At 35.2% G+C, this 26,998-nt stretch carries 28 protein-coding genes; 14 read left to right on the top strand and 14 right to left on the bottom strand.

Features of this window, described 5'->3' with window-relative positions:
- The gene (locus tag ACNQGH_RS14945) at positions 1–885 is read left to right on the top strand and encodes a cation diffusion facilitator family transporter (protein ID WP_417956825.1); all 885 of its coding nucleotides are present in this window, start codon (positions 1–3) and stop codon (positions 883–885) included.
- 68 nt (positions 886–953) lie between these two features.
- Here ACNQGH_RS14945 and aroQ read toward each other — a convergent pair whose 3' ends face one another.
- Positions 954–1,367, bottom strand: a complete 414-nt coding sequence (gene aroQ, locus ACNQGH_RS14940; protein WP_417956824.1) for a type II 3-dehydroquinate dehydratase — start codon at positions 1,365–1,367, stop codon at positions 954–956.
- Positions 1,368–1,441: 74 nt separating this feature from the next.
- The gene (locus ACNQGH_RS14935) at positions 1,442–2,005 is read right to left on the bottom strand and encodes a porin family protein (RefSeq protein WP_417956823.1); all 564 of its coding nucleotides are present in this window, start codon (positions 2,003–2,005) and stop codon (positions 1,442–1,444) included.
- A 325-nt stretch (positions 2,006–2,330) separates the two neighbouring features.
- Here ACNQGH_RS14935 and ACNQGH_RS14930 point away from each other — a divergent pair, with 325 nt between their 5' ends.
- From ACNQGH_RS14930 to xerD, 3 genes are all read left to right on the top strand, one after another.
- Positions 2,331–2,885, top strand: a complete 555-nt coding sequence (locus ACNQGH_RS14930) for a porin family protein (protein ID WP_417956822.1) — start codon at positions 2,331–2,333, stop codon at positions 2,883–2,885.
- 177 nt (positions 2,886–3,062) lie between these two features.
- Positions 3,063–3,656, top strand: coding sequence for a hypothetical protein (locus ACNQGH_RS14925; protein WP_417956821.1), 594 nt, complete (start codon positions 3,063–3,065; stop codon positions 3,654–3,656).
- 88 nt (positions 3,657–3,744) lie between these two features.
- A complete protein-coding gene (gene xerD / locus ACNQGH_RS14920) occupies positions 3,745–4,653 on the top strand; it encodes a site-specific tyrosine recombinase XerD (protein ID WP_417956820.1) in 909 nt (302 codons plus the stop codon).
- Between the two features lie 110 nt (positions 4,654–4,763).
- Here xerD and rny read toward each other — a convergent pair whose 3' ends face one another.
- From rny to ACNQGH_RS14905, 3 genes are all read right to left on the bottom strand, one after another.
- Positions 4,764–6,329, bottom strand: coding sequence for a ribonuclease Y (gene rny / locus ACNQGH_RS14915; protein ID WP_417956819.1), 1,566 nt, complete (start codon positions 6,327–6,329; stop codon positions 4,764–4,766).
- A gap of 209 nt (positions 6,330–6,538) precedes the next feature.
- Positions 6,539–6,832 carry a cell division protein ZapA gene (locus ACNQGH_RS14910; protein WP_417956818.1) on the bottom strand — a complete coding sequence of 98 codons (294 nt, stop codon included), beginning with the start codon at positions 6,830–6,832 and terminating at the stop codon, positions 6,539–6,541.
- 8 nt (positions 6,833–6,840) lie between these two features.
- Positions 6,841–7,131: a hypothetical protein gene (locus tag ACNQGH_RS14905; protein ID WP_417956817.1), complete on the bottom strand. Its 291-nt coding sequence runs from the start codon at positions 7,129–7,131 to the stop codon at positions 6,841–6,843.
- 179 nt (positions 7,132–7,310) lie between these two features.
- On the opposite strand from ACNQGH_RS14905, the gene ACNQGH_RS14900 reads away from it, so the two are divergent.
- The 3 genes from ACNQGH_RS14900 (at position 7,311) to ACNQGH_RS14890 (ending at position 12,334) form a co-directional block, all read left to right on the top strand.
- The gene (locus ACNQGH_RS14900; protein ID WP_417956816.1) at positions 7,311–9,008 is read left to right on the top strand and encodes a M23 family metallopeptidase; all 1,698 of its coding nucleotides are present in this window, start codon (positions 7,311–7,313) and stop codon (positions 9,006–9,008) included.
- 12 nt (positions 9,009–9,020) lie between these two features.
- Positions 9,021–11,489 carry a TonB-dependent receptor gene (locus ACNQGH_RS14895; protein ID WP_417956815.1) on the top strand — a complete coding sequence of 823 codons (2,469 nt, stop codon included), beginning with the start codon at positions 9,021–9,023 and terminating at the stop codon, positions 11,487–11,489.
- A gap of 128 nt (positions 11,490–11,617) precedes the next feature.
- Positions 11,618–12,334, top strand: a complete 717-nt coding sequence (locus tag ACNQGH_RS14890; protein ID WP_417956814.1) for a CREC-EF hand family protein — start codon at positions 11,618–11,620, stop codon at positions 12,332–12,334.
- Between the two features lie 20 nt (positions 12,335–12,354).
- On the opposite strand, the gene ACNQGH_RS14885 is transcribed toward ACNQGH_RS14890, so the two are convergent.
- From ACNQGH_RS14885 to ACNQGH_RS14865, 5 genes are all read right to left on the bottom strand, one after another.
- Positions 12,355–13,056, bottom strand: a complete 702-nt coding sequence (locus ACNQGH_RS14885; RefSeq protein WP_417956813.1) for a hypothetical protein — start codon at positions 13,054–13,056, stop codon at positions 12,355–12,357.
- Between the two features lie 57 nt (positions 13,057–13,113).
- Positions 13,114–14,943, bottom strand: a complete 1,830-nt coding sequence (locus ACNQGH_RS14880) for an ABC transporter ATP-binding protein (RefSeq protein WP_417956812.1) — start codon at positions 14,941–14,943, stop codon at positions 13,114–13,116.
- The gene (locus tag ACNQGH_RS14875) at positions 14,943–16,670 is read right to left on the bottom strand and encodes a phospho-sugar mutase (RefSeq protein ID WP_417956811.1); all 1,728 of its coding nucleotides are present in this window, start codon (positions 16,668–16,670) and stop codon (positions 14,943–14,945) included. The genes ACNQGH_RS14880 and ACNQGH_RS14875 overlap by 1 nt, the downstream gene beginning before the upstream one ends.
- A 212-nt stretch (positions 16,671–16,882) precedes the next feature.
- A complete protein-coding gene (locus tag ACNQGH_RS14870; protein ID WP_417956810.1) occupies positions 16,883–17,842 on the bottom strand; it encodes a glycosyltransferase family 2 protein in 960 nt (319 codons plus the stop codon).
- Positions 17,843–17,848: 6 nt separating this feature from the next.
- Positions 17,849–18,382, bottom strand: coding sequence for a DUF4199 domain-containing protein (locus ACNQGH_RS14865; RefSeq protein ID WP_417956808.1), 534 nt, complete (start codon positions 18,380–18,382; stop codon positions 17,849–17,851).
- Between the two features lie 241 nt (positions 18,383–18,623).
- Here ACNQGH_RS14865 and ACNQGH_RS14860 point away from each other — a divergent pair, with 241 nt between their 5' ends.
- From ACNQGH_RS14860 to ACNQGH_RS14845, 4 genes are all read left to right on the top strand, one after another.
- Positions 18,624–18,875 (top strand): type B 50S ribosomal protein L31, encoded by a 252-nt coding sequence (locus tag ACNQGH_RS14860; protein WP_039109118.1) that lies wholly within the window; start codon positions 18,624–18,626, stop codon positions 18,873–18,875.
- 112 nt (positions 18,876–18,987) lie between these two features.
- On the top strand, positions 18,988–20,163 hold the full coding sequence (locus ACNQGH_RS14855) for a GlmU family protein (protein ID WP_417956807.1): 1,176 nt from the start codon (positions 18,988–18,990) through the stop codon (positions 20,161–20,163).
- A gap of 212 nt (positions 20,164–20,375) precedes the next feature.
- A complete protein-coding gene (locus tag ACNQGH_RS14850; protein WP_417956806.1) occupies positions 20,376–22,013 on the top strand; it encodes an ABC-F family ATP-binding cassette domain-containing protein in 1,638 nt (545 codons plus the stop codon).
- A gap of 248 nt (positions 22,014–22,261) precedes the next feature.
- A complete protein-coding gene (locus tag ACNQGH_RS14845; RefSeq protein WP_417956805.1) occupies positions 22,262–23,416 on the top strand; it encodes a hypothetical protein in 1,155 nt (384 codons plus the stop codon).
- Between the two features lie 72 nt (positions 23,417–23,488).
- Here the strand turns inward: ACNQGH_RS14845 and ACNQGH_RS14840 are convergent, their stop codons facing one another.
- Genes ACNQGH_RS14840 through ACNQGH_RS14830 form a run of 3 tightly spaced genes read right to left on the bottom strand, consistent with a single transcriptional unit; the run spans position 23,489 to position 24,228 of the window.
- Positions 23,489–23,773: a GNAT family N-acetyltransferase gene (locus ACNQGH_RS14840; RefSeq protein ID WP_417956872.1), complete on the bottom strand. Its 285-nt coding sequence runs from the start codon at positions 23,771–23,773 to the stop codon at positions 23,489–23,491.
- A complete protein-coding gene (locus tag ACNQGH_RS14835; RefSeq protein WP_417956871.1) occupies positions 23,725–23,964 on the bottom strand; it encodes a pirin family protein in 240 nt (79 codons plus the stop codon). The genes ACNQGH_RS14840 and ACNQGH_RS14835 overlap by 49 nt, the downstream gene beginning before the upstream one ends.
- A 9-nt stretch (positions 23,965–23,973) precedes the next feature.
- Entirely contained in the window at positions 23,974–24,228 is a 255-nt protein-coding gene (locus ACNQGH_RS14830; RefSeq protein ID WP_417956804.1) for a hypothetical protein, read from the bottom strand.
- Positions 24,229–24,386: 158 nt separating this feature from the next.
- Between ACNQGH_RS14830 and ACNQGH_RS14825 the strand changes: the two genes are divergently transcribed.
- The gene (locus ACNQGH_RS14825) at positions 24,387–25,070 is read left to right on the top strand and encodes an alpha/beta hydrolase (protein WP_417956803.1); all 684 of its coding nucleotides are present in this window, start codon (positions 24,387–24,389) and stop codon (positions 25,068–25,070) included.
- Between the two features lie 29 nt (positions 25,071–25,099).
- Complete coding sequence (locus tag ACNQGH_RS14820; protein ID WP_417956802.1) at positions 25,100–25,993, top strand: lytic transglycosylase domain-containing protein; 894 nt, start codon at positions 25,100–25,102, stop codon at positions 25,991–25,993.
- A 63-nt stretch (positions 25,994–26,056) separates the two neighbouring features.
- Here the strand turns inward: ACNQGH_RS14820 and ACNQGH_RS14815 are convergent, their stop codons facing one another.
- The gene (locus ACNQGH_RS14815) at positions 26,057–26,572 is read right to left on the bottom strand and encodes a DUF2892 domain-containing protein (RefSeq protein WP_417956801.1); all 516 of its coding nucleotides are present in this window, start codon (positions 26,570–26,572) and stop codon (positions 26,057–26,059) included.
- A gap of 163 nt (positions 26,573–26,735) precedes the next feature.
- On the opposite strand from ACNQGH_RS14815, the gene rpmH reads away from it, so the two are divergent.
- On the top strand, positions 26,736–26,897 hold the full coding sequence (rpmH, locus tag ACNQGH_RS14810) for a 50S ribosomal protein L34 (RefSeq protein ID WP_007136275.1): 162 nt from the start codon (positions 26,736–26,738) through the stop codon (positions 26,895–26,897).
- Positions 26,898–26,998 lie beyond the last annotated feature (101 nt).

The raw sequence follows: 26,998 nt of genomic DNA, 5'->3' as shown, positions 1-26,998 counted from the left end.
ATGTCAAACGCGCAAACTGCAATCAAAGCAACTTATTTTAGCATCGTAGGCAATATCTGTTTAGCTATTCTAAAAGGGTTGGCAGGTTTTTTTGGAAATTCATACGCTTTAATAGCAGATGCCATTGAATCTACCACTGATATTTTTTCCTCGCTTTTGGTTTTGTTTGGAATCAAGTATTCGAATAGACCAGCGGATGAAAATCACCCGTATGGACACGGTCGTGCAGAACCGTTGGTGACTTTTTTGGTTGTTGGCTTTTTAATTACTTCGGCTACAATTATTGCCTATGAAAGTATCAGTAACATTGGTACCCCACATGAATTGCCGGAATCGTGGACCCTTTTTGTCCTTGGAGCGATAATTATTTGGAAAGAGTATTCTTTTCGTTTGGTTATGAAGCGTAGTAAAGAAACGAATAGCTCCTCATTACGAGCTGATGCCTGGCACCATAGGAGTGATGCAATCACGTCGGTTGCCGCATTTATAGGGATTTCCGTTGCATTAATTTTAGGAAAAGGATATGAATCTGCTGATGATTGGGCGGCACTTTTTGCTTCCGGTTTTATATTGTATAACAGTTACCTTATTTTCAGACCTGCATTGGGAGAGATTATGGACGAGCATTTAAATCACGATCTGGTTGCTGTAATTAGAAGCGTATCGCGTGAAGTCGATGGAATTATCGATACTGAAAAATGTTTTATTAGAAAAGCAGGAATGCAATATCATGTAGATCTTCATGCTATTGTGGATGCAAATATCACCGTAAAAGAAGGCCATGAATTAGCCCATAAACTAAAAGATACTTTAAAAGAAGCAATTCCTGAATTGGGGCATGTCTTAATTCATATAGAACCTAATAATGAATTAGATATTTCATAAACGAAAGGCACAAAATTTTCTTGTGCCTTTTGTTTTGAATGTATTCTTTTTCCTCGAATCTTTTCAGATTACAAAAAAGACTGTACCGCTAATTCATAGCTTTTCAAGCCAAAACCCAGGATAACCCCTTTGGCATTACCTGAAATATAGGATTGATGGCGGAAACTTTCACGAGAAAAAGTATTCGATATATGTACTTCAACAACGGGTGTTGTAATGGCTTTTATAGCATCACCAATCCCAATGGAAGTGTGTGTGTAGGCACCGGCATTTAAAATAATACCATCATATGAAAAGCCAAATTCCTGAATCTTGTCAATTAATTCTCCTTCAATATTGCTTTGATAATAAGTAAAATCTATTGTTGGAAATTGTATTTGTAAAGTGGTAAAATATTCCTCGAAAGTTTGACTGCCGTAGACTTCAGGTTCGCGTTTCCCAAGAAGATTAAGATTTGGACCATTGATGATACTTATTTTCATAATTGTAATTTTGGTAAAAATAAAAAAACCGTTCCAATTTATGGAACGGTTCTGCTAAATTTATTTTGATTTTCTTAGAATTTAATACCTGCTGAAACCTGAACAACAGAATTTTTTACTTCTGCATCCTTTGAAGCATCCGTTAATCCTAAACCATAACGAGCCTGTAAAAACAAATGGCTTGTAATATTTAGACCTAAACCTCCCACAACTGCAAAATCGAAAGTGTTGGCATCTTTGACATCAAAATTGTTTCTTTCGCTCAATAAAAAGGAAGCTTGAGGGCCTAATTCAAGACTAACCACTTTATTCAGATTAATTTTTGCTAAAACTGGAATGGATAAATAACCCAATTCGTTTTTAAATTCTTCAGCCGCATTTTTGTACGTTGCTCCCTGCGTAGAGTAAAGTAACTCGGGTTGTATAGAGAAGCTATCCAGAAGTTTAATTTCGGCAACTAAACCGGCGTGATAACTCGTAATAGCGTCCGTTTTGTAATTAGTGCTATTTACGGTAATATTAGTGCCAGTTTGATTGGCATAATTTAATCCGGCTTTAATTCCAAACTTAACTAATTGAGCTTGCATAGTGCTTGAAACAGCTAGGAATAGAACGGCAACTAAAATTGTCTTTTTCATAATATTGTTTTTAATTAGTATCCTTTATTTGAAGGCACAAGATAAAACTCTTAATGCAAAGAAATATTACACTTTTATGTTTTTTAATTATAATATTCACTTGAATTCCAATGCAAGAGGACGCTATTTTCTGGCTTTTATTTAAGCGTGTTTTTTGTGTAAATTCTTTAAAAAATATTTAAATAGCTATAAGTCAATTAGTTAAATCTTATTTTTTGTTGTACTTAAACGGATTAATTTGGCAATCAACGAGTTTTGTACGCTAAAAAGGAATGCCGTGTTTGATTTTTTTAACTTTAAGCCTATTAATTTTAAATAATAAATCATGAAAAAAATTATTTTAAGTGTAGTAATAGTTTTCACATTTGGCTTTGTGAATGCTCAGGAAAAAGAAGCCATGTCGTTTGGAGCTAAAGGTGGTTTAAATTTAGCCACTGTAACGAATGCAGATGGATCGAAGACATTAGTAGGGTTTCACATAGGTTTTTTTGGAGAATTTATGCTAGGCGATGATTTCGCTTTGCAACCTGAAGTTCTATATTCTACTCAGGGTACTGACTTTGACAATGGAGACCTGAAATTGGATTATATTACTGTTCCGGTTATGTTGAAATACTATGTTGCAGATGCATTTAGTTTAGAGCTGGGTCCTCAGATTGGTTTTCTGGTATCCGCAGAAGAGGACGGAGTAGATATAAAAAGCGATGTTAAATCAATTGATTTCGGTATAAATTTTGGCGCTAGCTATGATGTTACTGAAAATTTTATGTTAGGGGCACGCTATAATTTGGGAGTGACCCGATGGCAGGATCAGTTATTTCCTGGTGAATCAGAATCTAAAAATTCTGTATTCCAGATTTCTGTAGGTTACAAATTTTAAAATTTTTATAAATACAATATACTATGCCTCCCCATTCGGGAGGTTTTTTTATAAATTGACCTATTCTTATGTGATGAAATGACGCTGTTGATAAATGTGCTTGCAACTTTAATTAGTAAGAATTTTGTCTGATAATTTAATTGTATTTTTAGTTGTAATTAACATTTAAAATAAAAGATGAAAAAAGTAATTTTAGTATTATTTATCGCATTGGCCTTTAATGCTCTTTATGCGCAAAAAGAAGGTGGATTTAGAGTTGGATTGGATTTAGGATATACAGTGCCTTCAAATGGCGGGGGAGGTTTATTGTTTTCAATTGAACCTAAATATAATATAAAAGAGAATATGAACATCGGTTTACGGATTGGCTCCGCTGCTATGGTTCGTGATGTTCAGGATAATGGCAGTAGCACCAGTGCAAAAATTTCGGTTAATGTTTCGTATGTAGGAACGTATGATTATTATTTTAATAAAGCCGGAAAATCTTTTGTCCCTTATATTGGTGGTGGAGCAGGACTTTATTCGATTGCAAATGTAGCATACGATGACGTAAATACTTCCGATAAGATTTCTGTAAGTGGAACGGGTAAAATGGGAGCCTTATTGCGAGGAGGTTTTGAATGGGGTAAATTCAGAATGGGGATGGAATACAATCTTGTGCCAAAATCTGATTTGAATGATATATATGGAGATAAAGTAGGAACTGTTTCCAATACTTATTTAGGAATTCACCTTGGATTTTATGTGGGTGGAGGTAAATGGAGAAAATAAATCGTAGGAGTATTTGGCTCTTATTGTTGTAAAGCCTCTTATTTTTAAGAGGTTTTTTTATGTCAAAAAAATCCTTTACTTTGTAAACATGGATTGGAATTCATACATCAGGAGCTATCAATCGTATCTGAAAATAGAGCGTGGATTGTCTAAGAATACTATTGAAAATTATTCGTTCGATATAGAACGGTTGTGTCTTTTTCTTGAAATAAATGGGATAGCCATTTCTCCCATACATATTGGTGAGGAAACCATTCAGCAGTTTGTTTATGATGTTTCAAAACAAGTTAATCCGCGTTCACAAGCCAGAATTATTTCGGGGCTTAAAAGTTTTTTTAGCTATTTGATATTTGAAGATTTTCGGGATAATAATCCTTTGGAGTTGATTGAATCCCCTAAAACGGGCAGGAAACTTCCCGATACTTTATCTGTAGATGAGATCGATATGCTTATTTCCGCCATTGATTTGACTACTAATGAAGGGGAGCGCAATCGCGCGATGCTAGAAACGCTTTATGGCTGTGGACTACGGGTTTCAGAATTGACAGCTTTGAAGATTTCCGATTTGTTTTTTGAGGAAGGTTTTATTAAAATAACCGGAAAGGGGAATAAACAACGTTTTGTTCCTGTTGGGAATCTAACTCAAAAATACATTCAAATTTATAAAAATACCATGCGAATCCATTTGACTGTCAAAAAGGGATGTGAAGATACCTTGTTTTTAAACAGAAGAGGGAATCAATTGACAAGGGCCATGATTTTTACCATTATTAAAGATTTGGCTGGCAAAATAGATTTACATAAAAGCATTAGTCCGCATACTTTGCGGCATTCATTTGCTACTCATCTTCTGGAAAATGGTGCTGATTTGCGTTCCATTCAATTAATGCTGGGTCATGAATCGATAACCACAACGGAGATTTATGTGCACCTTGATCGGAAATTTTTAACGCAGGTAATCAATACTTTTCATCCCAGAAAAAAATCGGATTTTTAATAATAGTATGGAGTAACGGAAATAAAAAAGGCGTATTGATTTTTAATCAATACGCCTTTTTTAAATTTTATCTAATTCCTGCCTCCTGTTAGTGGAAGAGTGTAGTAGGGTTATTTTGCAATATTTACTGCTCTGGTCTCTCTGATTACAGTTACTTTAACCTGACCAGGATACGTCATTTCTGTTTGAATTTTTTGTGATATTTCAAAAGATAAATTTGCTGCATTTTCATCAGAAACTTTTTCGCTTTCTACAATAACACGAAGCTCTCTACCAGCTTGGATCGCATAAGCGTTTTTCACACCGCTAAATCCATAGGCTACTTCTTCTAGGTCTTTTAAACGTTGAATATAAGAATCCAATACTTGTCTTCTTGCACCCGGTCTTGCGCCTGATATTGCATCACAGACCTGAATAATAGGAGACAATAATGATTTCATTTCAATCTCATCGTGGTGTGCTCCAATGGCATTACAAACTTCTTCTTTTTCACCGTATTTTTCCGCCCATTGCATTCCTAACAAAGCGTGCGGTAAATCACTTTCAGCATCTGGAACTTTACCAATATCATGCAGTAAACCAGCTCTTTTAGCCAGTTTGACATTTAAACCAAGTTCAGCTGCCATGATTCCGCAAAGTTTAGAAACTTCGCGAGAGTGTTGCAGTAAATTTTGTCCATAAGAAGAACGGTATTTCATACGTCCCACAACTTTAATCAATTCAGGATGTAATCCGTGAATTCCTAAATCGATTACGGTACGTTTACCAACTTCTATGATTTCATCGTCAATTTGTTTGGCTGTTTTAGCAACAACCTCTTCAATACGTGCCGGATGAATTCTTCCGTCAGTTACCAGTTTGTGTAAGGCCAAACGTGCTATTTCTCTACGAACAGGGTCAAAACAAGAAAGAATAATAGCTTCCGGTGTATCGTCTACGATGATTTCAACTCCTGTTGCTGCTTCAAGAGCGCGGATATTTCTACCTTCACGACCAATAATTCTACCTTTTACATCGTCGGATTCAATATTGAAAACAGATACACAGTTTTCAACTGCTTCCTCTGTTCCAACTCTTTGAATCGTGTTGATGATGATTTTCTTAGCCTCTTGTTGTGCCGTCAATTTAGCCTCTTCAATCGTATCCTGAATATGAGACATCGCTTTGCTTTTGGCTTCCGCTTTTAATCCCTCTACAAGTTGATTTTTGGCTTCTTCAGCAGATAAGCCGGAGATTACTTCCAATTGTTGCAATTGGCTTTTATGTAATTTGTCTACTTCAGTTTGTCTTTTATCTAATATTTCTATTTTAGTATTGTATTCTAAAGTTTTTGATTCAAAATCATCATTCACTTTTTTTACTTTAGACAATTCATTAGAAATTTGAGACTCTTTGTCGCGAACCCTTTTTTCTATTTCCGCTACTTTTTTGTCACGAGAAAGAATTACTTGCTCATGTTCTGATTTCAATTCGATAAATTTCTCTTTTGCCTGAAGAATTTTATCTTTTTTTATGTTTTCGGCTTCAAGATTAGCATCTTTTAAAATGGATGATGCTTCTTTTTTTGCGTTTTTGATTAAGTTAGAAATGTTGCTTTTTTCTATAAGTTTGGCGATTCCAAACCCCCCTGCAATACCTATAAAACCGGTAATGATGATCGTTAATATGTTGTCCATGTTTGTTAAAATTTATATATAAAAAAAGCCTACATTAGGGTAATTGAATAAACTCGGAAAGACAAGTTTTGAGCTAACTCACTGTTCAAGTTTCCTCGCCGAAGCGTGGCATGCTTTAGTAGTGATGATTTGCTCATTCTAAATTGTTAGTGTTGAGTTTACCAAATATGAACTAATGTAGGCAGTATCTTAGTTTTTGTAAAGAACGTTTAATTGTCGAGATATTGATCTAAAACCGCATTGATTTTTTTTAACCTTTCAATAGTTGCTTCACCATCAATTGCATTATCAATTTGTTTTTGTTCCACTTGCGAGGCAAATTGTAGCGCGCACATGGCCAATACATCTTGCTTGTCACGAACAGCATAATTTTCTTCAAATTGCTTTATCATCACATCAATTTTCTTCGAAGCGCTTCTCAGCCCTTCTTCCTGAGGCAATTCTACCGTTAACGGGTAGACTCTGTCTGCAATTGATATTTTAATTTTAAGCTTATCGTCCATATTTATTATTAATCTGATAGTTGTGCTATACAGTAATCAATTTCGCGAATTAATGAATTTATTTTAAGCTTTGTATCTCTTTTATTATCGTCACTGCCTAATAACGTATTAGTAATTTTAAGTGTTTCACATTGCGTTTTTAGCGCTTCAATCTCTTGATGTTGAGTTTGTATGGTTGCTGCAGATTTCGTTAATTCAATTTTTAAATCCTGATTGATTTTCTCCAAACCTTTCAGTTTGACGAAAAGTTTTTCAATCTTATTTTCAAGAGTATCAATTATTTCTGCAATTACACTCATTATTAATTCTAATTCATTACTTAATCTTACAAAGTTAGTATTCCTTTTTATTATTACAATATTTTATTGGTTTTTTTACGTTAAAAAAAGCAATTGTATGTAGTTCAGCAGGTTGTGATTTGATTTCGTTTATAATTTTTTATTAACTACTTTTTTTTATCTTAGCAAAAATGAACCTCATGAAATTTTTTGTTTTTTTTGTATTTTTTTGCAGTCCTCTTTTCGCTCAGACGGACTATCCAAAAGATTATTTTAGCCCGCCACTTGATATCCCAATGCAGCTTTCAGGAAATTTTGGTGAATTGAGACCAAATCATTTTCATGCAGGCTTTGATTTAAAAACGTTACAGAAAGAAGGATTAAAGGTTTACGCTGTTGCTGACGGATATATATCAAGAATAAAAATTTCTACTTTCGGGAATGGAAAGGCGATTTATATTACCCATCCCAATGGGTATACTTCCGTTTATGGACATTTGCAAAGGGCTAATGATGGGATTGAAGCGTACATCAAAAAAAAGCACTATGCCCTAAAATCTTTTGAAATTGAAGTGTTTCCCAAGCCAGAGGAACTGATTGTTAAAAAAGGACAACTCATTGCTTTCTCCGGAAATACGGGTGGATCTGAGGGACCTCATTTGCATTTTGAAATCCGAGATACTAAAACAGAGAAAATTATTAATCCTATGTTTTTTGGATTTGATAAGAATATCAAGGATACAAAAAAGCCTCTTATTTCCGCCGTTTATGTATATCCTTTGGATGCAAAAACTTCAGTAAATCATTCAAAGCGCCCATTACTGCTTCATTTGTCTTTGCAAAAAAGTGGAACCTATGTGACTGAAAAAGTGATTGCGAATGGAAAAATTGGTTTTGGAATAACCGCTGTTGATTATGACGATGTTTCTTTTAATAAAAATGGTCTGTTTAAAGTGCAGTCTTTTTTCAATGAAAAACCAAGTTTTGGATATCAGTTTGATACCTATTCTTTTGACGATATGCGCTATGTAAATGCACTGATCGATTATTCGAAGTATAAGAAAACACAGCAAAGGGTGCAGCGGTTATTCATGAAAAATAAATATGGATTAAGTATTATTCAAACGGGCGAAAACAACGGGGTCATTTCGGTAGTTCCGAATTTACCAGCGGTTTATCGCGTGGAAGTTTCAGATTTTTATGGGAATAAGAGCATGGTTTCCATTCCTATTCAATATGATTTACTTACTACTATTATAGAGCCGGAGCTGGTGGTATCGAAGTATTTCGTCGCTGCAAACAAAGACACGAATTTTGTCAAAGATAATATGTCAGTTTTCTTTCCTGCAGGAACGTTTTATGATGATTTTGATATGGATTTTGATGTAAGGAACGATACGTTGTTCCTCCACGAGGATACCGTTCCGGCCCATAGTAATTTTACGATTGCTGTAACAGACAATAAATATACTGAAGCGCAGAGAGAAAAAATATTTATAGGTTTACTTGAAGACGAAAAAGTCTTTTACAATGCGACCAATAGAAAAGAGAATGTTTTTACTACAAAAGTAAAAACGTTAGGGAAGTACACTTTGGTTGTGGACACGATTGCACCTAAAATTACTATTTCGAAACCAATTGAAGGAAAATGGATAAGTGATCAAAAGACCATTCAGCTTATTATAGATGATAGCTTATCTGGTATAAAATCGTATAACGGTTATTTGAATGGAAACTGGATTTTGTTCGAATATGACAATAAAACTAAAAAACTAATTTACAATTTCAGTGATGGGATTGTATCCGAAGGTACCAATGATTTAAAAGTGATTGTAACTGATAATGTAGGAAATTCAACTACCTTTGAAAGTCATTTTTTTAGAAGTCAAAAAAAATAAAAACCAAACCGTTTGAGTACTAATAAATTAATAGTTGTTTTCTTTTTTTTCTTTGTTGGGCTTTCTTTATCGGCCCAATCGGCCAGGATAAGAGGGGTTATTCTTGATAAAAATAATCAACCTGTAGCGAATGTAAATGTTTTGTGCCTTGGGAAAACAACTCAGTCTGATGCCAGCGGTTTTTTTGATTTGGTTGTTCCTGCCAATCAAAAACTGGCAGTTGTTTTTACTCATATTTCTTTAAAAAAGGCAACTGTTTCTATTGTTTTAAAACCAAATGAAGCATACGAGTTCAATTTGGTAATGAGTGATCACCAGGAACAAATGGGCGAAGTTATCGTTATTGCAAAAAACGGAAAAAGAGTGCAGGGGATTACTACAATTGAACCTGAAATGATCCGAAAAATTCCGGGAGCTAATGCCGGTATAGAGAATGTTTTAAAAACCTTACCGGGAGTGAATTCGAATAATGAGCTGAGCACACAATACGCCGTTCGTGGCGGAAATTATGATGAGAATTTGGTGTACGTAAATGAAATCGAAGTATACCGTCCATTTCTAATTCGTGCCGGTCAACAAGAAGGATTGAGTTTCACAAATACTGATTTGGTTCAGAATATTGATTTTTCTGCCGGGGGTTTTCAGGCTAAATTTGGTGATAAGCTATCGTCGGTGTTGGATATTACCTATAGAAAACCCCTGCGATTTGGCGCCAATCTTGAAGCGAATTTTCTAGGAGGAAGCCTTTCCGTAGATGCGGTTTCCAGGAATAAAAAATGGTCGGCAGTTACCGGAATACGATACCGTAACAATAGTCTTTTGGTGAAAAGCCAGGAAACGCAAACGAATTTCACACCAACATTCGCTGATATTCAAACCAATGTTAATTACCAGGCATCGTCGCAATGGCAATGGAGTTTTTTGGGGAATATTTCTCAAAACAGATACCAGTATCAACCATTGACCCGTCAGACTAATTTTGGAACCATCACTAATCCGATGGCGCTTTCTATTTATTATGAAGGTCAGGAGAAAGACAAATACGACACGTATTTTGGTGCCATGAAAACGACCTTTAAAGTTTCTGATAATTTTACATTGAAATTTATCGGATCCGTTTTTCATACTTTAGAACAAGAGCACTTTGACATTTTTGCACAATATCGTCTGGGAGAAGTAGATGCCAATATCGGTTCTGATACGTATGGTGATGTCTCTTTTTCTAGAGGAATTGGTTCACAGCTTAATCATGCACGAAATGATTTAGATGCATTAATTATAAATACGGAAGTAAAAGGATTACACGATTGGAAAGAAAATCAATTGGAATGGGGAGTAAAATACACAAGAGAATCCATTCGTGACCGAATCGCGGAGTGGGAAGTAATCGACTCAGCAGGGTTTTCTATAAATCCACCCATTGTTATTTTGCCTAAAAATGAACAACCGTATACTGCTTATGTAGGGCCTTTAGTGCCTTATCAAAATGTGAGGGCTGTTAATTTTAATACTATTAATCGATTTTCTGGGTATGTACAATGGACCAGAAAGGGAACTTTAGGTTCGAGTGACGTTTGGTATAATGCGGGAGTCCGAATGCACAATTGGGAAGTTTCCGGAGCGAATGTAGGGGGTGCCTCCCAAGTCACTTTTAGCCCAAGAGCGCAATTTAGCATAAAACCAGATTGGGATAGGGATATGCTTTTCAGGATTTCAGCAGGGATATATCATCAACCACCATTTTATAGAGAACTTAGAGATGCCGCTGGAGTAGTGCAGCCTAATGTTAAGGCGCAACAGTCGATTCATTTGGTTTTAAGCAATGATTACAGTTTCAGGATGTGGAACCGCCCTTTTAAATTGGTTTCAGAATTGTATTATAAATCATTGACCGCTGTAAATACCTATACTATTGATAATGTTCGCATCCGTTATGCGGCTACTAATAATGCAAAAGGATATGCACAGGGATTGGACGTTCGTTTGAATGGCGAATTTGTTCCCGGAACAGAATCGTGGTTTAGTTTTGGCTATCTTAAAACCGAAGAAAACAGCAATGACAAGGGATTTATAGCCCGACCAACGGATCAGAGATTGAAATTTGGGCTTTTGTTCCAAGATTTTATGCCTGCCATTCCGAGTGTGAAAATATACCTGAATTTGGTATACAACACGGGTTTGCCAGGAGGCTCGCCTTCGTATGCGGATCCTTATTTGTACCAAAATCGATTACGGGATTATCGCAGGGCAGATGTTGGTTTTTCTAAAGTGTTTTTAGAGAATAGTTCGGGCAACCGCACTAAAGGTTGGCTCAAAAGCTTTAAAGAGATAGCTATAGGTTTAGAGATTTTTAATCTTTTTAATAATCAAAATGCGATTACCAATACTTGGGTTCGGGATGTATATTCCAAAAATCAATATGCAATTCCTAATTATATGACTGCCAGGGTTTTTAATGTAAAATGGAGTGCGAAGTTATAATAGAAAAGAAAAAAGAGCTTTTTTTGTTGAAGTTTAAAACGCTTTCTATATCATAAATCATTTGCAGAATGGCAGCAGCATTTTTAAAAATGATTACATTTGAATTTATTTTTTAATAAGAGATCACCATGAGAAAATTACATATAGCATTAGTAGGGATTTCAGTTCTACTTTTAACCGGCTGCAAAGAAGATGCAGAGAAACCCAAAGTAACGTACGACGCTGCTAAAGAAAGAGCTATTAGATCTGATTCGACGCAAATCGAAATTGCCGATCTGCCGATTCATATGGAAGGAACCAATTATCTGATTCATCCCGTAGGAGATTTAAGTATTCGGGAAAAAGGAATAAAAACAAGATACGGATCTTCCAGCGTGAATGATTTGAGTTTCACCATATCTAATTATGGAGAGAATGAAATCACTGGTTTTTTACAAAACATAAAATTTCAAAAAATGGGTTCTGATTCCATAAAGGCATTGACAGATAAACCGGTTTTGATTCAGACGGCGACCTATTTAAAGTCAGTTGCTGATAAAACCAAAAATCAAATCATGGCCTATACCATGGTTGATATGGATACCAATAAAGACGGAAAACTGGATACGAGTGACATTAAGGCTTTGTACCTTAGTGAAATAAGCGGTGATAAATTGACTAAATTGTCAGACAGTTATCAGGAATTAATCGATTGGAATTTGATTGAATCAAATAACCGTTTGTATTTTAGAACCGTTGAGGACACCAATAAAAACGGACAATTTGATAAAATGGATGTGGTGCATTATAGCTATGTTGATTTGTCAAACAAGGAATGGAAAATAATCAGTTATAAACCGGTTTAATGTTTTAGAAACTATCCTTCCTAAATTAATATGTCGCTTTCCAAGTCAGATTTTTCGATACAAAAATCGAATCCTAGTTGTTTAACTAATTGAATAACCAGGTTTTTGTACCAGTTTTCAGATTTTGGATGGATGTATATTTTTTCTATTAATTCATTGATGTCAACATTGATTTTAAGCCCATCGTTGATTTTGATAGTGTTATCTGCAACATCAGAAATGATTCGTACCTCACGCTCGTATTGAAAACTCTTTCGTTTGAATAAAAAAGGAAAGAACATATCGTCAAACGGGATGTACTCTCTTTTATAATCGATATAGTTTACTTCTCCAATGTATTGATTGAAACTCGTTTCAGGATGAAGTGCCTGTTGTAGTCTTCCAATGGTGGATTGTATGGCTAAACCTTCACTGTTTTGTGTGAAAATTTGCCACATGGCAAAGGATTCATATTCATTGATATGCCAACTGCTAATGGCTACTTTTTCCCGATGTGTTTTGTAAAAATTAAGAAACTCAGGATTGTCAATCGACAATTTTTTTATCTCTTCAAATGTGGGTTCGCTGAAAGTACCTTCATATTGATCTTCAAATTTATCCGATCGGGACATAAATAGTTTTTGCGAAAGCAACAAGTCAAGAAACTTTGATAAATCAAGGTATTTCCAAACAATGGTGTTTGGGTCTTCGGGAAGTTTTATGTTTGGGTTGTTGAGATACATTTTTTAGCTTTAAGATTTAAATAGACAATTAACTATAAAAGTACCGCTCTTTAACCACTATTCTAACGACTGCATCGTTACTAATTTGTTATAAGTGCCATTCATGGCAATAAGCTCCTCATGTTTGCCTTGTTCTACAATTTTTCCTTTTTGCATCACAACAATTAGGTCTGCTTTCTGGATGGTAGAAAGACGGTGTGCGATGACGATTGATGTTCTGTTTTGCATCATGTTTTCCAGCGCTACCTGTACAAATTTCTCGCTTTCAGTATCCAAGGCTGAGGTGGCTTCATCCAAAATCATAATCGGTGGATTTTTCAAAACAGCACGGGCAATAGACAAGCGTTGTTTTTGACCGCCGGAAAGTTTGTTTCCGCTATCACCAATATTAGTATGGATTCCCCGTGGTAAATCTTTCACAAATTCATAGGCATTGGCGATTTTCAGGGCTTCAGTTATTTCTTCATCAGTAGCATCTAGTTTTCCTAAAGAAATATTTGCTTTGATCGTGTCATTAAACAAAATACTGTCTTGGGTAACCAATCCCATTAAATCACGAAGCGCATGAATGTTCATGTCTTTGATGTCAATTCCATCAATACAAATTGTTCCTTCGTTAACATCATAAAAACGGGTAAGCAAATTGGCAATGGTACTTTTTCCACTTCCAGATTGTCCAACAAGAGCTATTGTTTGCCCTTTTTTCACTTCAAGTGAAAAGTCTTTCAGAACCGGCTCATCTTCGTATTTAAAGTTGATGTTTTTGATTGTTATGTTGGAATCAAAGCTCTTTTTATCAACTGCATTTTCTTTTGAAGTGATTTCGTTTTCGACTTCTAAAACTTCAAAAACCCGCTCTGCAGCAGCTAACCCGTTTTTTACGGAATACGAAGCTTTAGAGATGGCTTTGGCCGGAGTAAGAATATTGAAGGCCAGGGTGAGATAAACGATAAAAGCTGAGCCTTCGAGTGTTTTATCTACTAATACCAAATTTCCGCCATAAAAAAGCAGGACCGCAATTGTTGTAATCCCCAAAAATTCGCTTAAGGGTGTTGCCAGATTGTTTTTGTTTCCAATGCTGTTGGATAAATTCAATAATCGGGTTACCGAATCGTTAAATCTGCTTTTGAAATTAGTTTCGGCATTGTAACTTTTTATAACTTTTAAACCTCCCAAACTTTCATCTACAATAGAAATAAGGAATCCGCTTTCTTTTTGTGCCTGCAACGATTTTGCTCTCAAATTTTTAGCGATTTTTGAAATGATTAATCCCGATATAGGGATGAAAATCAAAACAAATAAAGTCAGTTTTGTGCTTATAAAAAACATGGTGACTAAAGCAAAAACAATAGTTAAAGGTTCTTTTACGACAAGTTCTAATATAGAAAAAAAGGAGTTTTGGACTTCATTGACATCGCCAAGCATGCGAGCCATAATGTCTCCTTTTCTTTTTTCCGAGTAATAGGAAATGGGCAATTCTATTATTTTATTATACATTGATTTTCTCAAATCTCTTAATACCCCATTTTTTAAGTGCATGATGTGATGCGAGGCGAGGTAATTAAATAGATTTTTGAATAAAAATGTTGTAATAACCATTAAAACAACAAATAAAAGAGCCACCTGAATGCTGTTTTCTTTTGTTAATTCTGAAATTTTATAATACATAAAATCGGAACCAAACTGCTTTAAGTTACCTATTCCTGAATATACAGGTTCTTTTTCTATTATTTTGGCTTTACCGAAAAGTACTTCAAGCACAGGCAGTAATGTTAGCATCGAAATGGTGCTGAATAAGGCGTACAAAATGTTGTATACCACATTCCAAATAATATGAGACTTATAAGGTTTTGTATAAGGAATTAGTTTTAGTAAGCTTTTGTCCATTAGTTCAATTGCATTGCAATAATAATATTTTTTATTTTTTCATTCAAAACAGCCTCTACTTTCGTGAAATTCTCAACAGAATCCAATGCAGCATTAACACTGATGTAGAATTTTATTTTTGGCTCTGTCCCACTTGGTCTGGCACAAATTTTAGAGCCATCTTCAGTGTAATAAATCAATACATCCGCTTTTGGCATATCCATGATTTCCGTTTCACCGCTAAGTAAGTTTTTAGCAACAGATGATTTATAATCTTCCATCATAATCACTCTTTGACCGTTAATTTCTTTCAGGGGATTCTCACGCAAAGTCACCATCATCTGATTGATTTCAGCTAAGCCTTCCATTCCTTTTTTAGTGATAGAAATCAAGTGTTCCTTATATAAACCGTGTGCTACATAAAGTTTTAATAATTCTTTATAAACGGTACTTCCTTTGGCTTTGGCCTGAGCTGCAACCTCACAAATTAATAAAGTTGCCGCAACGGCATCTTTATCACGAACCGCATCGCCAACCATATATCCAAAACTTTCTTCGCCTCCACCAATGAATTGTAGCTCAGGAAAATCTTTTATCATTTTGGCAATCCATTTAAAGCCGGTCAGACCTACTTTAAATTGTACGCCATAAGCGGTAGCCAATTCCATTATCATTGGTGTAGAAACGATGGTCGAGCCCACAAACTGTTTGCCATTGATCTTTCCTGCTTTTTTCCATTCTTCCAGTAAAAAAGCGGTCATCAAAATCATAGTCTGATTTCCGTTCAACAGCGTCATTTGCCCTTCATTATTTCGAACAGCAATACCCAATCGGTCGCAATCAGGATCAGTACCTATTACAATATCAGAATTTGTTTTATCCGCTAATGCCAATGCCATTGCCAAAGCTTCCGGTTCTTCAGGATTTGGAGATTTTACTGTCGGAAAATCACCATTTGGTACCGCTTGCTCCGGAACAATATGTACATTCGTATAACCCGCTTGCGATAACGTATCGGGAACCAGTGTTATTGAAGTTCCGTGTAATGACGTGAAAACAATATTTAGATTTTCTTTGGCTTCAGTCGGCGTATTAAAACTGGCATTTTCAATCGATGATTTAATAAATGCCTGATCTACTTCGGTATCTATATAGTCTATCAGGTCTTCATTAGCGGTAAACTTGATTTGGTTGTAATTCAAATTTTCGATAACGTTGATAATTCCCTCGTCTTCCGGGGGAACAATTTGTCCGCCATCTTCCCAATATACTTTATAACCATTATATTCCGGTGGATTGTGAGAAGCAGTAAGAACTATTCCGCACTGACAACCCAAATATTTAAGTGCAAAGGATAATTCCGGAGTGGGTCTCAAACTCGAAAACAAATAAACATGAATGCCATTAGCAGAGAAGACATCCGCAACCACTTTGGCCAATGTGTCGCTATTATGACGACAGTCGTAAGCAATAACTGCTTTTATGGGCTGGTTAGGAAATGCTGTATGCAAATAGTCCGAAAGTCCTTGTGTGCTTTTTCCAAGGGTGTATTTATTGATACGATTGTTTCCTACGCCCATCACACCGCGCATTCCACCAGTTCCAAATTCGAGGTTTTTATAAAAACTTTCTTCCAGATCTTTAGGCGATGTAGTCATCAATTCCTTAATAGCTTCTTGTGTTGCTGCATCAAATGTTGGTGTAAGCCATTCATTTACCGCGTCCAAAATGTTTTGTTTGATGTCCATTTTTGTAGTTTTTTAGTTTCTAAATTCTTAGTTTGAAATTTCAATAGCATTACTTCGACAAATCATTTCTTTTTTAGGAGCTGTTCCTTATACGTTATTCTTTTTGAGGTAAAATAGTTCGCACAATTTAAATTATTGTTCCGATATGCAATTTGCAAAATCAAACAATATGATTTGCATTAAATTTCGATTTTTTTTATTTGAAGTGAAAATTATAAAAAATTAACCTCACTTGAAACTTTATACCGCTCTTCATTGTTTTTTGTGCGCAAAATTATTTCGCCAAGAAATCCGGCCAAAAACAATTGCGTTCCCAGAACCATGGTGGTCAGCGCAATATAAAACCAAGGATTAGTTGTCACTAAATTATAATTCATACCATTGTACATGTGGTACAGTTTTGAAACACCAATGTAGCCCGCCAATAAAAAACCAATGATAAACATCAAAGAGCCCATGGCACCAAATAAATGCATTGGTCGTTTTCCAAAACGGGAAAGGAACCAAATGGTAATTAAATCCAGGAAGCCGTTAATGAAACGTTCCATTCCAAATTTAGTTTCGCCATATTTTCTGGCTTGATGCTGCACTACTTTTTCGCCGATTTTTCCAAATCCGGCGTTTTTTGCCAAAACCGGAATATAACGGTGCATTTCACCCGAAACTTCAATGTTTTTTACAACAATATTTTTATACGCTTTTAGTCCGCAATTAAAATCATTCAATTCAACACCCGATGTTTTTCTGGCCGCCCAATTGAATAATTTTGAAGGTAAGTTTTTGGCAACAACGGAATCGTAACGCTTCTTTTTCCAACCGGAAACCAAGTCATACTTGCCATTCGTTATCATGTCATACAGTCCCGGAATTTCTTCTGGGCTATCTTGTAAGTCTGCATCCATAGTGATAATGACATTTCCTTCAGCTTTGGCAAAACCAGCGTGCAGCGCTTGTGATTTTCCAAAGTTTTTCATGAAGCGAACGCCTTTAACATGCGGGTTTTCTTTTGCGAATTCTTCAATAATATTCCAAGAATTATCCGTACTTCCATCATCCAGAAAAATGATTTCATAGGTGTAATTATTCGATTGCATCACTTTAATGATCCAAGTATAAAGTTCTTTCAGTGATTCCTCTTCGTTAAGAAGGGGTATAAGTATAGATAAATTCATTCCTATTTATTCTTGTGATGGAGATTTGCTTTTAAAAAATGCTGCCATAATCAATCCTAATATGGCGCAAAAAAAGATGTTGAAAACAGACCCTTTTAATTGTTCAACAATGGAATAGGGATCAGTTTCTTTTAGTTTTAAAACGGTTTCATTTAAAGAGGATGCCGTGACTCCAAATTTTTCAGAAGTGCTGATCAGATATTTTATTGTTAAATCGAGTAGCGTAGCTTTTACTGATGGGTCGATCAGGTTGAATAAAACAATTTTAAAAGCGACAGAAATAATCACTCCGATTACTGTCGTAATAAAATAGGTAGTGAAAGCTTCTTTAAAGGGAAAAACGCCATTTAACTCTTTTTTTGTTTTAGAAAGTGATGCAATTGGCACAATGATAAAAACAGAAAAACTTAAAAGGGTAGTCCACCAGGCGATGAATAATTTTATGTCCAACGCATACATTAAAGCAGTAATTAATGATAATACTACTCCCGTGATTATCCCGAATGTAATTCCGTTTCTTTTTATAATTTCATTAACCATTAGTAGCTGTTTGTTTATTAATCCGCAAAGATAGCAATTCCCAATATATTCGAAGATAAAAATTGCTTTTTACGATTATATAAAAAAAGTGATACAAAGATTTGATTATTGGAAAAAAATTGTAAATTTGCAAACTCAAAATAATAATGTAAAACAAAAAGTTATAATGAGTTTATACCTTTTCTGTTAGAAGAAAAGCTTCAAAACAAGTTATAATTAACAAATAAAAAAGATTAACAAGATGAAAAAAGGAATTCACCCAGAAAATTACAGATTAGTTGCATTTAAAGACATGTCTAACGATGAGGTTTTTATCACTAAGTCTACTGCAGATACAAGAGAAACATTAACAGTTGATGGTGTTGAATATCCGGTTGTTAAAATGGAGATCTCTAGAACTTCTCACCCTTTTTACACAGGTAAATCTAAACTTATTGATACTGCAGGACGTATTGATAAATTCAAAACCAAATACGCTAAACACGTTAAATAATTGTAACTTGTTTATTAAATACAATAAAGCCTTCCTTTCGGGAGGCTTTTTTATTTTTATCTATTTGAAAACTTTGTAACTTTGAACCTTTATAACTTTGAATCCTAATTAAATGAATTACATACTTTTTGATGGTCCGTCACGAAATGCACTATTACCTTTTACTTTCACACGTCCGGTTGCTGATATTCTTATTGGGATAATGACTATTCGCCAAAAGTGGGAAATGCGTTTGGGTTCCACTACAACAACTTTAACAGAAGAATACTTGTCTGATAAATTTCCAATGGTAGAATTAGAAGAAAATGTAATGATAAATGCTTCTTTTCTTCCGAACGATGTTTTGGTGGAAATGGTCAGTAATTTGGAATCGAATCAGGCTATTTTTAAAGGAGATGAAGTAATTGCTTTTCATACCAATGAAAATCAGGAAGAAGTAGATTTTGATGCGTATGAAATCATAGAATATGAAGATGATTGCTTAACGGTAGAACATACTTGGGATATTTTTTCCAAAAATGATGCGGCAATTAGGGAGGATTTTGAATTCTTAACCGAAGATCGAAAATCACAACCCATTCCCAAAACCGTTAATGTAATAGCACCTGAAAACATCTTCATCGAAGAAGGAGCCAGGTTGGAGTTTGTTACATTAAATGCTTCCAGAGGTCCTATATATATAGGCAAAGATGCTGAGATTATGGAAGGATCGGTAATCAGAGGCCCTTTTGCCCTGTGCGAAAATGCGACCGTAAAAATGGCTGCTAAGATTTATGGAGCAACAACCGTTGGTCCGTATTCCAGAATTGGAGGCGAAGTTAATAATTCGGTATTGTTTGGTTATTCAAATAAAGGGCATGATGGATTTTTAGGGAATTCGGTTCTTGGAGAATGGTGTAACATTGGTGCCGACACTAATAATTCGAACCTGAAAAATAATTACGAAGAAGTGAAATTATGGAGTTATGAAACCGAAGGGTTTGCTAAAACTGGACTTCAGTTTTGTGGATTGATGATGGGAGATCACAGTAAATGCGGAATTAATACCATGTTTAATACAGGAACGGTAGTAGGAGTAAGCGCTAATATTTTTGGCAGTGGATTTCCTCGCAATTTTGTGCCGAGTTTCTCTTGGGGAGGTGCTTCCGGTTTTACCACTTACTTGACCAAAAAAGCTTTCGAAACGGCTCGACTAGTTATGGCTCGCAGAAATGTGGATTTTGATGAAAGAGAAGCCGCGATTTTAGAACATGTTTTTGAGGAAACTAAAAAGTGGAGGAAAGAGTAGTAGCTTTTAAAGTGAATTGATCCATCGGTTTTGTCATTCTGACAAAGAAGGAATCTGTATAGCGGGATTTCTCCTTTGCCAAAATGACACTTTTAGTTTTATGGCTTCGTCAAAAACTTTTCTAATTGGCAAATTGTCTAATTGTCATTTTAATCTATCTTTGCACTTTTAAAATCTGATAATCTAAATTATCTAAAAATCTTATAATCTAAATGATTACAGTTAACGATATTTCTGTGCAATTTGGCGGCACGACACTTTTTAGTGATGTTTCTTTTGCTATAAATGAAAATGATAAAATTGCCCTAATGGGTAAAAATGGAGCAGGAAAATCGACGCTTCTTAAAATTATTGCGGGTCAAAGTAAGCCTTCGACCGGTACTATTTCAGCGCCAAAAGATGCTGTTGTGGCGTATTTGCCTCAGCATTTATTGACTACGGATGGCGCGACGGTGATGGAAGAAACATCTAAAGCTTTCGGTGAGATCTTTAAAATGAAAGCTGAAATAGATGAAATCAATGAGCAATTGACGATTCGTACCGATTACGAAAGCGATGCGTACATGAAACTAATCGAAAGGGTTTCTGACTTAAGTGAGAAATTTTATGCCATTGAAGAAGTGAATTATGAAGCTGAAGTGGAAAAAATTCTAACAGGTCTGGGGTTTGTTCGAGAAGATTTCAGTCGTCAGACTTCTGAGTTTTCAGGAGGATGGAGGATGCGAATAGAATTAGCCAAAATCCTTTTACAGAAACCAGATTTAATTTTACTGGATGAGCCTACCAATCACATGGATATTGAAAGTATTCAGTGGTTAGAGGATTTCTTGATTAATTCTGCCAAAGCGGTTGTGGTGATTTCTCACGATAGGGCTTTTGTAGATAATATTACCAATCGTACCATCGAAGTTACAATGGGACGTATTTATGATTACAAAGCAAAATATTCTCATTATCTTGAATTAAGAAAAGACAGAAGGGTGCATCAGCAAAAAGCATACGATGAGCAACAACGTATGATTGCTGATAACATGGAATTTATTGAGCGATTTAAAGGTACTTTTTCTAAAACGCTTTCCGTGCAGTCTCGTGTAAAAATGCTTGAAAAAATTGTGCCTGTTCAAATTGATGAAATCGATACATCGGCATTGAAATTAAAATTCCCGCCTGCTGTTCGTTCCGGGCAGTACCCTGTTGTTGTAAAAGATTTATCTAAATCATACGGAGAACATGTTGTTTTTAAAGATGCGAATGTTGTAATTGAAAGAGGTCAAAAAGTAGCTTTCGTAGGTAAAAATGGGGAAGGTAAATCAACAATGATCAAAGCCATTATGAAAGAGATTGGCATTGATGGTGGAAGTCTGGAAATTGGTCACAATGCACAAATTGGTTATTTTGCTCAAAATCAAGCGGCTTTGTTAGATGAGAATGCTACGATTTTTGAAACTATTGACGGCATTGCTGTTGGTGAAGTTAGAACGCAAATCAAAAATATTTTGGGTGCTTTCATGTTTCATGGTGATGATGTTACCAAGAAAGTAAAAGTGCTTTCCGGTGGTGAAAAAACACGTTTGGCAATGATAAAGTTATTGTTGGAGCCAGTTAATTTATTGATTCTGGATGAGCCTTCAAATCACTTGGATATGAAAACTAAAGACATTATCAAAGATGCGCTGCGTGATTTTGACGGAACGTTAATTTTAGTTTCTCACGACAGGGATTTCCTCGATGGATTGGCGACTAAGGTTTTTGAATTTGGGAACAAAAGAGTAGTAGAACATTTTGAAGATATTACTGGTTTCTTGGCAAATAAAAAAATGGACAGCATGAGAGAGATAGAGAAGAAGTAATTAGTTTCAGTAAGCTAAATTTTATTTTGAAGCATAAAAATGAGGTATACAGCTAATGTATGCCTTTTTTTATGCCTTGTGGTTTTTTCAAATTCTGAAAAAAAGTATTCTTTTGGGATAACCAATAACTTTTTTTTGTTTTATTTTTCTTGTGATAAAACAGTTAAAAGCCTTGTGGTCAAAAAATTGAATCGGTATTTTTTGTACCTTGTATTGCAATTTGGTATCAATGTATAAAATTTAAAATCATGAAAAAATTAATTTTATCCTTTGTGTTCTTAACAACTTGTTTGTTGAGTGTGCCGCTGTTTTCTCAAATAGATAATGAACCTGTAGCTTTAGGTTTGCCAGGTGATAATCTGAATCTTTATGCTGTATTGGACGTTTTTCAAAAATCAAAAACATTAGAAGAATTTGAGAGGGCGATTAATAGCAGAGATAGAAATATCAATAATCTGGATTTAAATGATGACAATTCAATAGATTACATTAGAGTGGCCAGTTATAGAGATGATGACTCTTATTCCATTGTGCTTCGTGTCGCGATAAATAGCTATGAAGATCAGGATGTTGCTGTTATTGAAGTCAATAAAAACAGATTTGGAAAGATTGTTGTCCAAATTATAGGGGACGAGGAATTATATGGTGAAGATTATATTGTGGAGCCTAGTTCGGAAAATACTTTTGGAACCCTAAATCCTGGTTATATTGGCAATGAAAGAGTCTTTAGCGATACCTATTGGGATCGAGTTTTTTACGTTAATGATTGGCCAATAATAATCAATTTATTTTCGCCTTCATTTGTAATTTATGTATCTCCATGGCATTGGGGGTATTATCCTTATTATTGGCGTCCTTGGACTCCTGTTTTTTATTATAATTACTGGAGTTATCATCGCTATTATTATAGAAACCCATTTTATCGCAGAACGGGATATATACGATATCCACTTCCCTATTCGAATTATTCTTCTAGAAGAACCAGCTCTCCAATGGTAAGAAGAAACAGGATTAATGATACGTATCGAAGAACTTACGAGGGAAGAACTTTTAGAAGTCCGCAAACACCTGTTCTTCCAAGAACGCGTCATTCAGTCCCGAGAACCCGTCGGGAAAATGCTCCGACGTCGCGTCCGTTTCAGTCGAATGAGCCAAGAACGCATCATTCAATACCGAGAAATCGTCAAGAAAATGGGCCGATAACGCGGCCGGTTCAGCCTGCTGCGCCAAGGAATTATCAGCCTATGCGTAGCAATCGTCAAGAAAATGCTCCAACGACTCGTCCGGTTCAGCCTGCTGTCCCGTCGAATCGTCAGCCTATGCGCAGCAATCGTCACGAAAACGCCCCGGCGAATCGCCTGCCCAGAACGGATAATCCAATGCGTGGCAGGGACAGAAATTAATTGCAACGATGTAGAAATTTGAGTTTAGAGTAAAAAAAAGAGCACATTGTTTGTTGGCAATGTGTCTTTTTTTTATAATCGTATTCCGGGAGGAAGTAATTCTTTGTAAATTGGGTTTTTTTTGAAAAACACCACTATTTTAGGAAGGATAGGAACGACTTTAAATTTTCGTTCAATAGCGATTTCCATAATGTTTTTTAGAAAATTAGAAATGAATTCCTCATCATCGAATGAATCCGGAACATTGATTTTTGTCAAAAATATTTTTTTCTCCTGAAACGAATATTCAACAGAAACTAATCCTTCTTTCACTTCAGTTTGAAATTGTCGTGCAAAAGTATTGTCTTTGATTTCCATAGTTGCTGCTTCCATAATAATTGAACTGTAATCCATTGGCACTTTTGCCAAAAGTATTTTTGATTTGGTTGTAATCTGATTTCAAATTGATCGAAATCCGTTATTTCCATGGCATCTCTTGCCTTCAAAATTTGATTGTTAACTTCTATTTCGCCTACAATCAAAAATAAATAAACTCCGTTTTGAGAAATTTTAACTTCCTATGTCGTAGTGGTGTTGCTATTGAAAATACTTAAATAAAAGGTTTTTTGGTAAACCCAAAGTGCATTTCCGTTAGTACTGTCTTTTAGCGAAACAATAGTTACAAAGGTATTGATTTGATTTTCAATATCAAATGATTTCTGCGCGTATCTTGGTGTAACCGCTTCTTTGTCAGGGAATACCCATAACTGTAATGTTTCGGCATTGTCGTTTGACTGGCATTCATTTCGGGCAGTTCCACTGCAGTTGCGCACGCATCAGCTTGTCTCTTCTATCGGATTCAAATGGTTGTATACTCATAAATTAATGGTAATATAGAGCGGTAATTCCGATAGTTTCCGATAAAAAAATTATTTTTATACAAAATTCGCTATAAAAAGTGGAATGCTGTTGTGGAATTATTAAAACAATTATGAGTAAAATCCCTGTTTATCTGATGCCAGGATTAGCTGCAAGTACTGCAATTTTTGAGCGGATTGCACTGCCGGAAGATACTTTTGAAATGCATTTATTAGAGTGGGAGATTCCACTGGATAATGAGTCTTTAATGGATTATGCAAAGCGTATTGCAGAGAAAATTAAACATAAGAATCCAGTTTTGATTGGGGTTTCCTTTGGTGGTATTTTGGTTCAGGAAATGGCAAAATATATAGATGCCCGGAAAGTAATTATCATTTCAAGTGTGAAAAGTAATTTGGAATTTCCCCGCAGATTAAAAATCGCTAAAACCACCAAAGCCTATAAACTGATTCCAATGAATCTGATTTTAAATATGGAAAGTCTGGCTAAATTTTCTTTTGGAGAAAAAGTAAATCAAAGATTAAAATTGTATGAAAAATTTCTTTCCGTCCGGGATATTCGCTATTTGAATTGGGCCGTAGAACAAGTTGTTCTTTGGGACAGAACGGTTGTTGATGAAAAGATAATTCATATTCATGGAGATATGGATGATGTTTTTCCTATAAAAAACATTGAAAAGTGTGTTGTTGTAAAGGGAGGGACGCACATTATGATTTTGAATAAATACAAATGGTTGAATGAGAATTTGCCTTCCATTATATTGGAAACAAAAAGAGAAGTAAATGTGCTTTTGTAAGGGAACTAAAGACTTAAAAAAATGAAAATATGAAATTGATAAATAAGTTTACGCTACTCTTTACCGTAGTTTTTGCGAGTGGGATATTTATTTTTGCCGCTAGAAATCCAGACGAAGAAAAAGACTTAAAGAAAGAATCAGTGTCGATTTTTCCTGTAAAACTGGATTTTGCAGGCGAAGAAACGCCATTGAAAATATCGGATGTTAAAGAACGTTTGGACAGGGAACTGTTAGTAAATGTAAATCTGCATGCGTCAACTATTTTGGCTATAAAAAGAGCCAATCGCGCTTTTCCTATAATTGAGCCTATTTTGAAAAAGAATGGTATTCCGGATGATTTTAAATATCTGGCTGTTATAGAAAGTGGTTTAGTGAACGTGGTTTCGCCGGCAGGAGCCAGAGGCGTGTGGCAATTCATGCCGGATACGGCCAAAGAAAGAAGAATGGAAGTCAATGAAAATGTAGATGAACGCTACGATTTAGAAAAATCTACCGCAGCAGCTTGCAGTTATTTTTTGAGTGCCAAAGGAAAATTTGGTAGCTGGACATTGGCGGCGGCTTCCTATAACGGAGGAATGTCAGGAGTCAATAAGCAAATTGATATTCAAAAAGTGTCCAATTATTATGATTTGCTGCTTACCGAAGAAACGTCCCGTTATGTTTTCAGAATTTTAGCTTTGAAAGAGGTCATGGAACATCCCATAAAATATGGCTTTACAATTGCTGCTGAAGATTTATATGGAACGTTGCCTACCCGGAAAATCGAAATTGACAGTTCGATTACTGATTTAGCTGATTTTGCAAAAAGTCAAGGAATTAACTATAAGATTTTGAAAATACACAATCCCTGGCTAAGGGAAACGAAATTGTTGAATGATGCAGGTAAAAAATACCAAATTGAAATTCCTTTGCAAGGATATTGATTTGAAGACAAAAAAAAAGGGTCAAATGTGTATCATTTGACCCTTTTTCAATAATGGTATGAATTATATTTTCTTCATTTGTTCTTTCATCATTGTAATCTGATCTTTCAACATATTCTGTTTGTCTAATTTTTTAGCTTCATTCAATAGGGAAGTAGCTTCTAATTTTCGGCGACGGGTCATTGCCACTCCTGCTAAATTTAATTTAGCTACAGCCAAATCCATATCCATTGATAAGCCTAACTCAATCGCTTTCTTGAAATATTTTTCTGCCTGATTGATATTCGTTTGTGAAAGCATGATTCCGTGTAAGTAATTAAAGTATCCTTGTTGTTTTCTTACTAAAGCAGTTTCTGGGTTTTTGATGTAAGCCAACCATTTTTTAGCCCCTTCAAAATCCTGTTTTCTTAGTTTTAAGAAGGCAAGTAAGATGAATTCGTTTTTGAAGTAGAGAAAAATAGGAATTGCGGTCAATAAAATAAGGAATATTCCGTTACCGATATTTCCTTCTGTAAATTGCCAAATGCCAGTAGCTATAATAAGTCCGGCGATAATAAGTTTAATATTTCTGTGAAACATAGTGTGTTTATTTTAAGATCACAAATATAGTAAAAGGAATTGAAAATATTTTTACAAAACTGCTTGTGAGAAAAAAAAGTCTTTGTATATTTGCACTCGGTTTTAGAATAACAGTTATTCAAAATAGGAAGACATATAAATAAGATTTTAAAGATACAAAGCAATGAGCAAAAGAACGTTTCAACCATCGAAAAGAAAAAGAAGAAATAAGCACGGATTTATGGACAGAATGGCTTCTGCTAATGGAAGAAAAGTTCTTGCGCGTAGAAGAGCTAAAGGAAGACATAAATTGACTGTTTCTTGTGAACCAAGACACAAAAAATAGTGTTTCTATAAACATCAACAAGGCGTTACTTTCTTTAGTATCGCCTTTTTTTATACCTTATCGTTAAAAAATGTTAAGTTTTAATGCTAAGGGGTTAAAGT

The sequence above is a fragment of the Flavobacterium kochi genome (assembly GCF_048286715.1).
In the GTDB taxonomy this organism is placed as follows: Bacteria; Bacteroidota; Bacteroidia; order Flavobacteriales; family Flavobacteriaceae; genus Flavobacterium.
Note: the sequence above shows the minus strand (reverse complement) of the source record. Positions and strands in the feature narration are given on the sequence as shown.

Excerpts from the sequence above, each read along its gene's own strand:
- ACNQGH_RS14945 (WP_417956825.1), top strand. The coding sequence starts at position 1 with ATGTCAAACGCGCAAACTGCAATCAAAGCAACTTATTTTAGCATCGTA.
- aroQ (WP_417956824.1), bottom strand. The coding sequence starts at position 1,367 with ATGAAAATAAGTATCATCAATGGTCCAAATCTTAATCTTCTTGGGAAA.
- ACNQGH_RS14935 (WP_417956823.1), bottom strand. The coding sequence starts at position 2,005 with ATGAAAAAGACAATTTTAGTTGCCGTTCTATTCCTAGCTGTTTCAAGC.
- ACNQGH_RS14930 (WP_417956822.1), top strand. The coding sequence starts at position 2,331 with ATGAAAAAAATTATTTTAAGTGTAGTAATAGTTTTCACATTTGGCTTT.
- ACNQGH_RS14925 (WP_417956821.1), top strand. The coding sequence starts at position 3,063 with ATGAAAAAAGTAATTTTAGTATTATTTATCGCATTGGCCTTTAATGCT.
- xerD (WP_417956820.1), top strand. The coding sequence starts at position 3,745 with ATGGATTGGAATTCATACATCAGGAGCTATCAATCGTATCTGAAAATA.
- rny (WP_417956819.1), bottom strand. The coding sequence starts at position 6,329 with ATGGACAACATATTAACGATCATCATTACCGGTTTTATAGGTATTGCA.
- ACNQGH_RS14910 (WP_417956818.1), bottom strand. The coding sequence starts at position 6,832 with ATGGACGATAAGCTTAAAATTAAAATATCAATTGCAGACAGAGTCTAC.
- ACNQGH_RS14905 (WP_417956817.1), bottom strand. The coding sequence starts at position 7,131 with ATGAGTGTAATTGCAGAAATAATTGATACTCTTGAAAATAAGATTGAA.
- ACNQGH_RS14900 (WP_417956816.1), top strand. The coding sequence starts at position 7,311 with ATGAAATTTTTTGTTTTTTTTGTATTTTTTTGCAGTCCTCTTTTCGCT.
- ACNQGH_RS14890 (WP_417956814.1), top strand. The coding sequence starts at position 11,618 with ATGAGAAAATTACATATAGCATTAGTAGGGATTTCAGTTCTACTTTTA.
- ACNQGH_RS14885 (WP_417956813.1), bottom strand. The coding sequence starts at position 13,056 with ATGTATCTCAACAACCCAAACATAAAACTTCCCGAAGACCCAAACACC.
- ACNQGH_RS14880 (WP_417956812.1), bottom strand. The coding sequence starts at position 14,943 with ATGGACAAAAGCTTACTAAAACTAATTCCTTATACAAAACCTTATAAG.
- ACNQGH_RS14875 (WP_417956811.1), bottom strand. The coding sequence starts at position 16,670 with ATGGACATCAAACAAAACATTTTGGACGCGGTAAATGAATGGCTTACA.
- ACNQGH_RS14870 (WP_417956810.1), bottom strand. The coding sequence starts at position 17,842 with ATGAATTTATCTATACTTATACCCCTTCTTAACGAAGAGGAATCACTG.
- ACNQGH_RS14865 (WP_417956808.1), bottom strand. The coding sequence starts at position 18,382 with ATGGTTAATGAAATTATAAAAAGAAACGGAATTACATTCGGGATAATC.
- ACNQGH_RS14860 (WP_039109118.1), top strand. The coding sequence starts at position 18,624 with ATGAAAAAAGGAATTCACCCAGAAAATTACAGATTAGTTGCATTTAAA.
- ACNQGH_RS14855 (WP_417956807.1), top strand. The coding sequence starts at position 18,988 with ATGAATTACATACTTTTTGATGGTCCGTCACGAAATGCACTATTACCT.
- ACNQGH_RS14850 (WP_417956806.1), top strand. The coding sequence starts at position 20,376 with ATGATTACAGTTAACGATATTTCTGTGCAATTTGGCGGCACGACACTT.
- ACNQGH_RS14845 (WP_417956805.1), top strand. The coding sequence starts at position 22,262 with ATGAAAAAATTAATTTTATCCTTTGTGTTCTTAACAACTTGTTTGTTG.
- ACNQGH_RS14840 (WP_417956872.1), bottom strand. The coding sequence starts at position 23,773 with ATGGAAATCAAAGACAATACTTTTGCACGACAATTTCAAACTGAAGTG.
- ACNQGH_RS14825 (WP_417956803.1), top strand. The coding sequence starts at position 24,387 with ATGAGTAAAATCCCTGTTTATCTGATGCCAGGATTAGCTGCAAGTACT.
- ACNQGH_RS14820 (WP_417956802.1), top strand. The coding sequence starts at position 25,100 with ATGAAATTGATAAATAAGTTTACGCTACTCTTTACCGTAGTTTTTGCG.
- ACNQGH_RS14815 (WP_417956801.1), bottom strand. The coding sequence starts at position 26,572 with ATGTTTCACAGAAATATTAAACTTATTATCGCCGGACTTATTATAGCT.
- rpmH (WP_007136275.1), top strand. The coding sequence starts at position 26,736 with ATGAGCAAAAGAACGTTTCAACCATCGAAAAGAAAAAGAAGAAATAAG.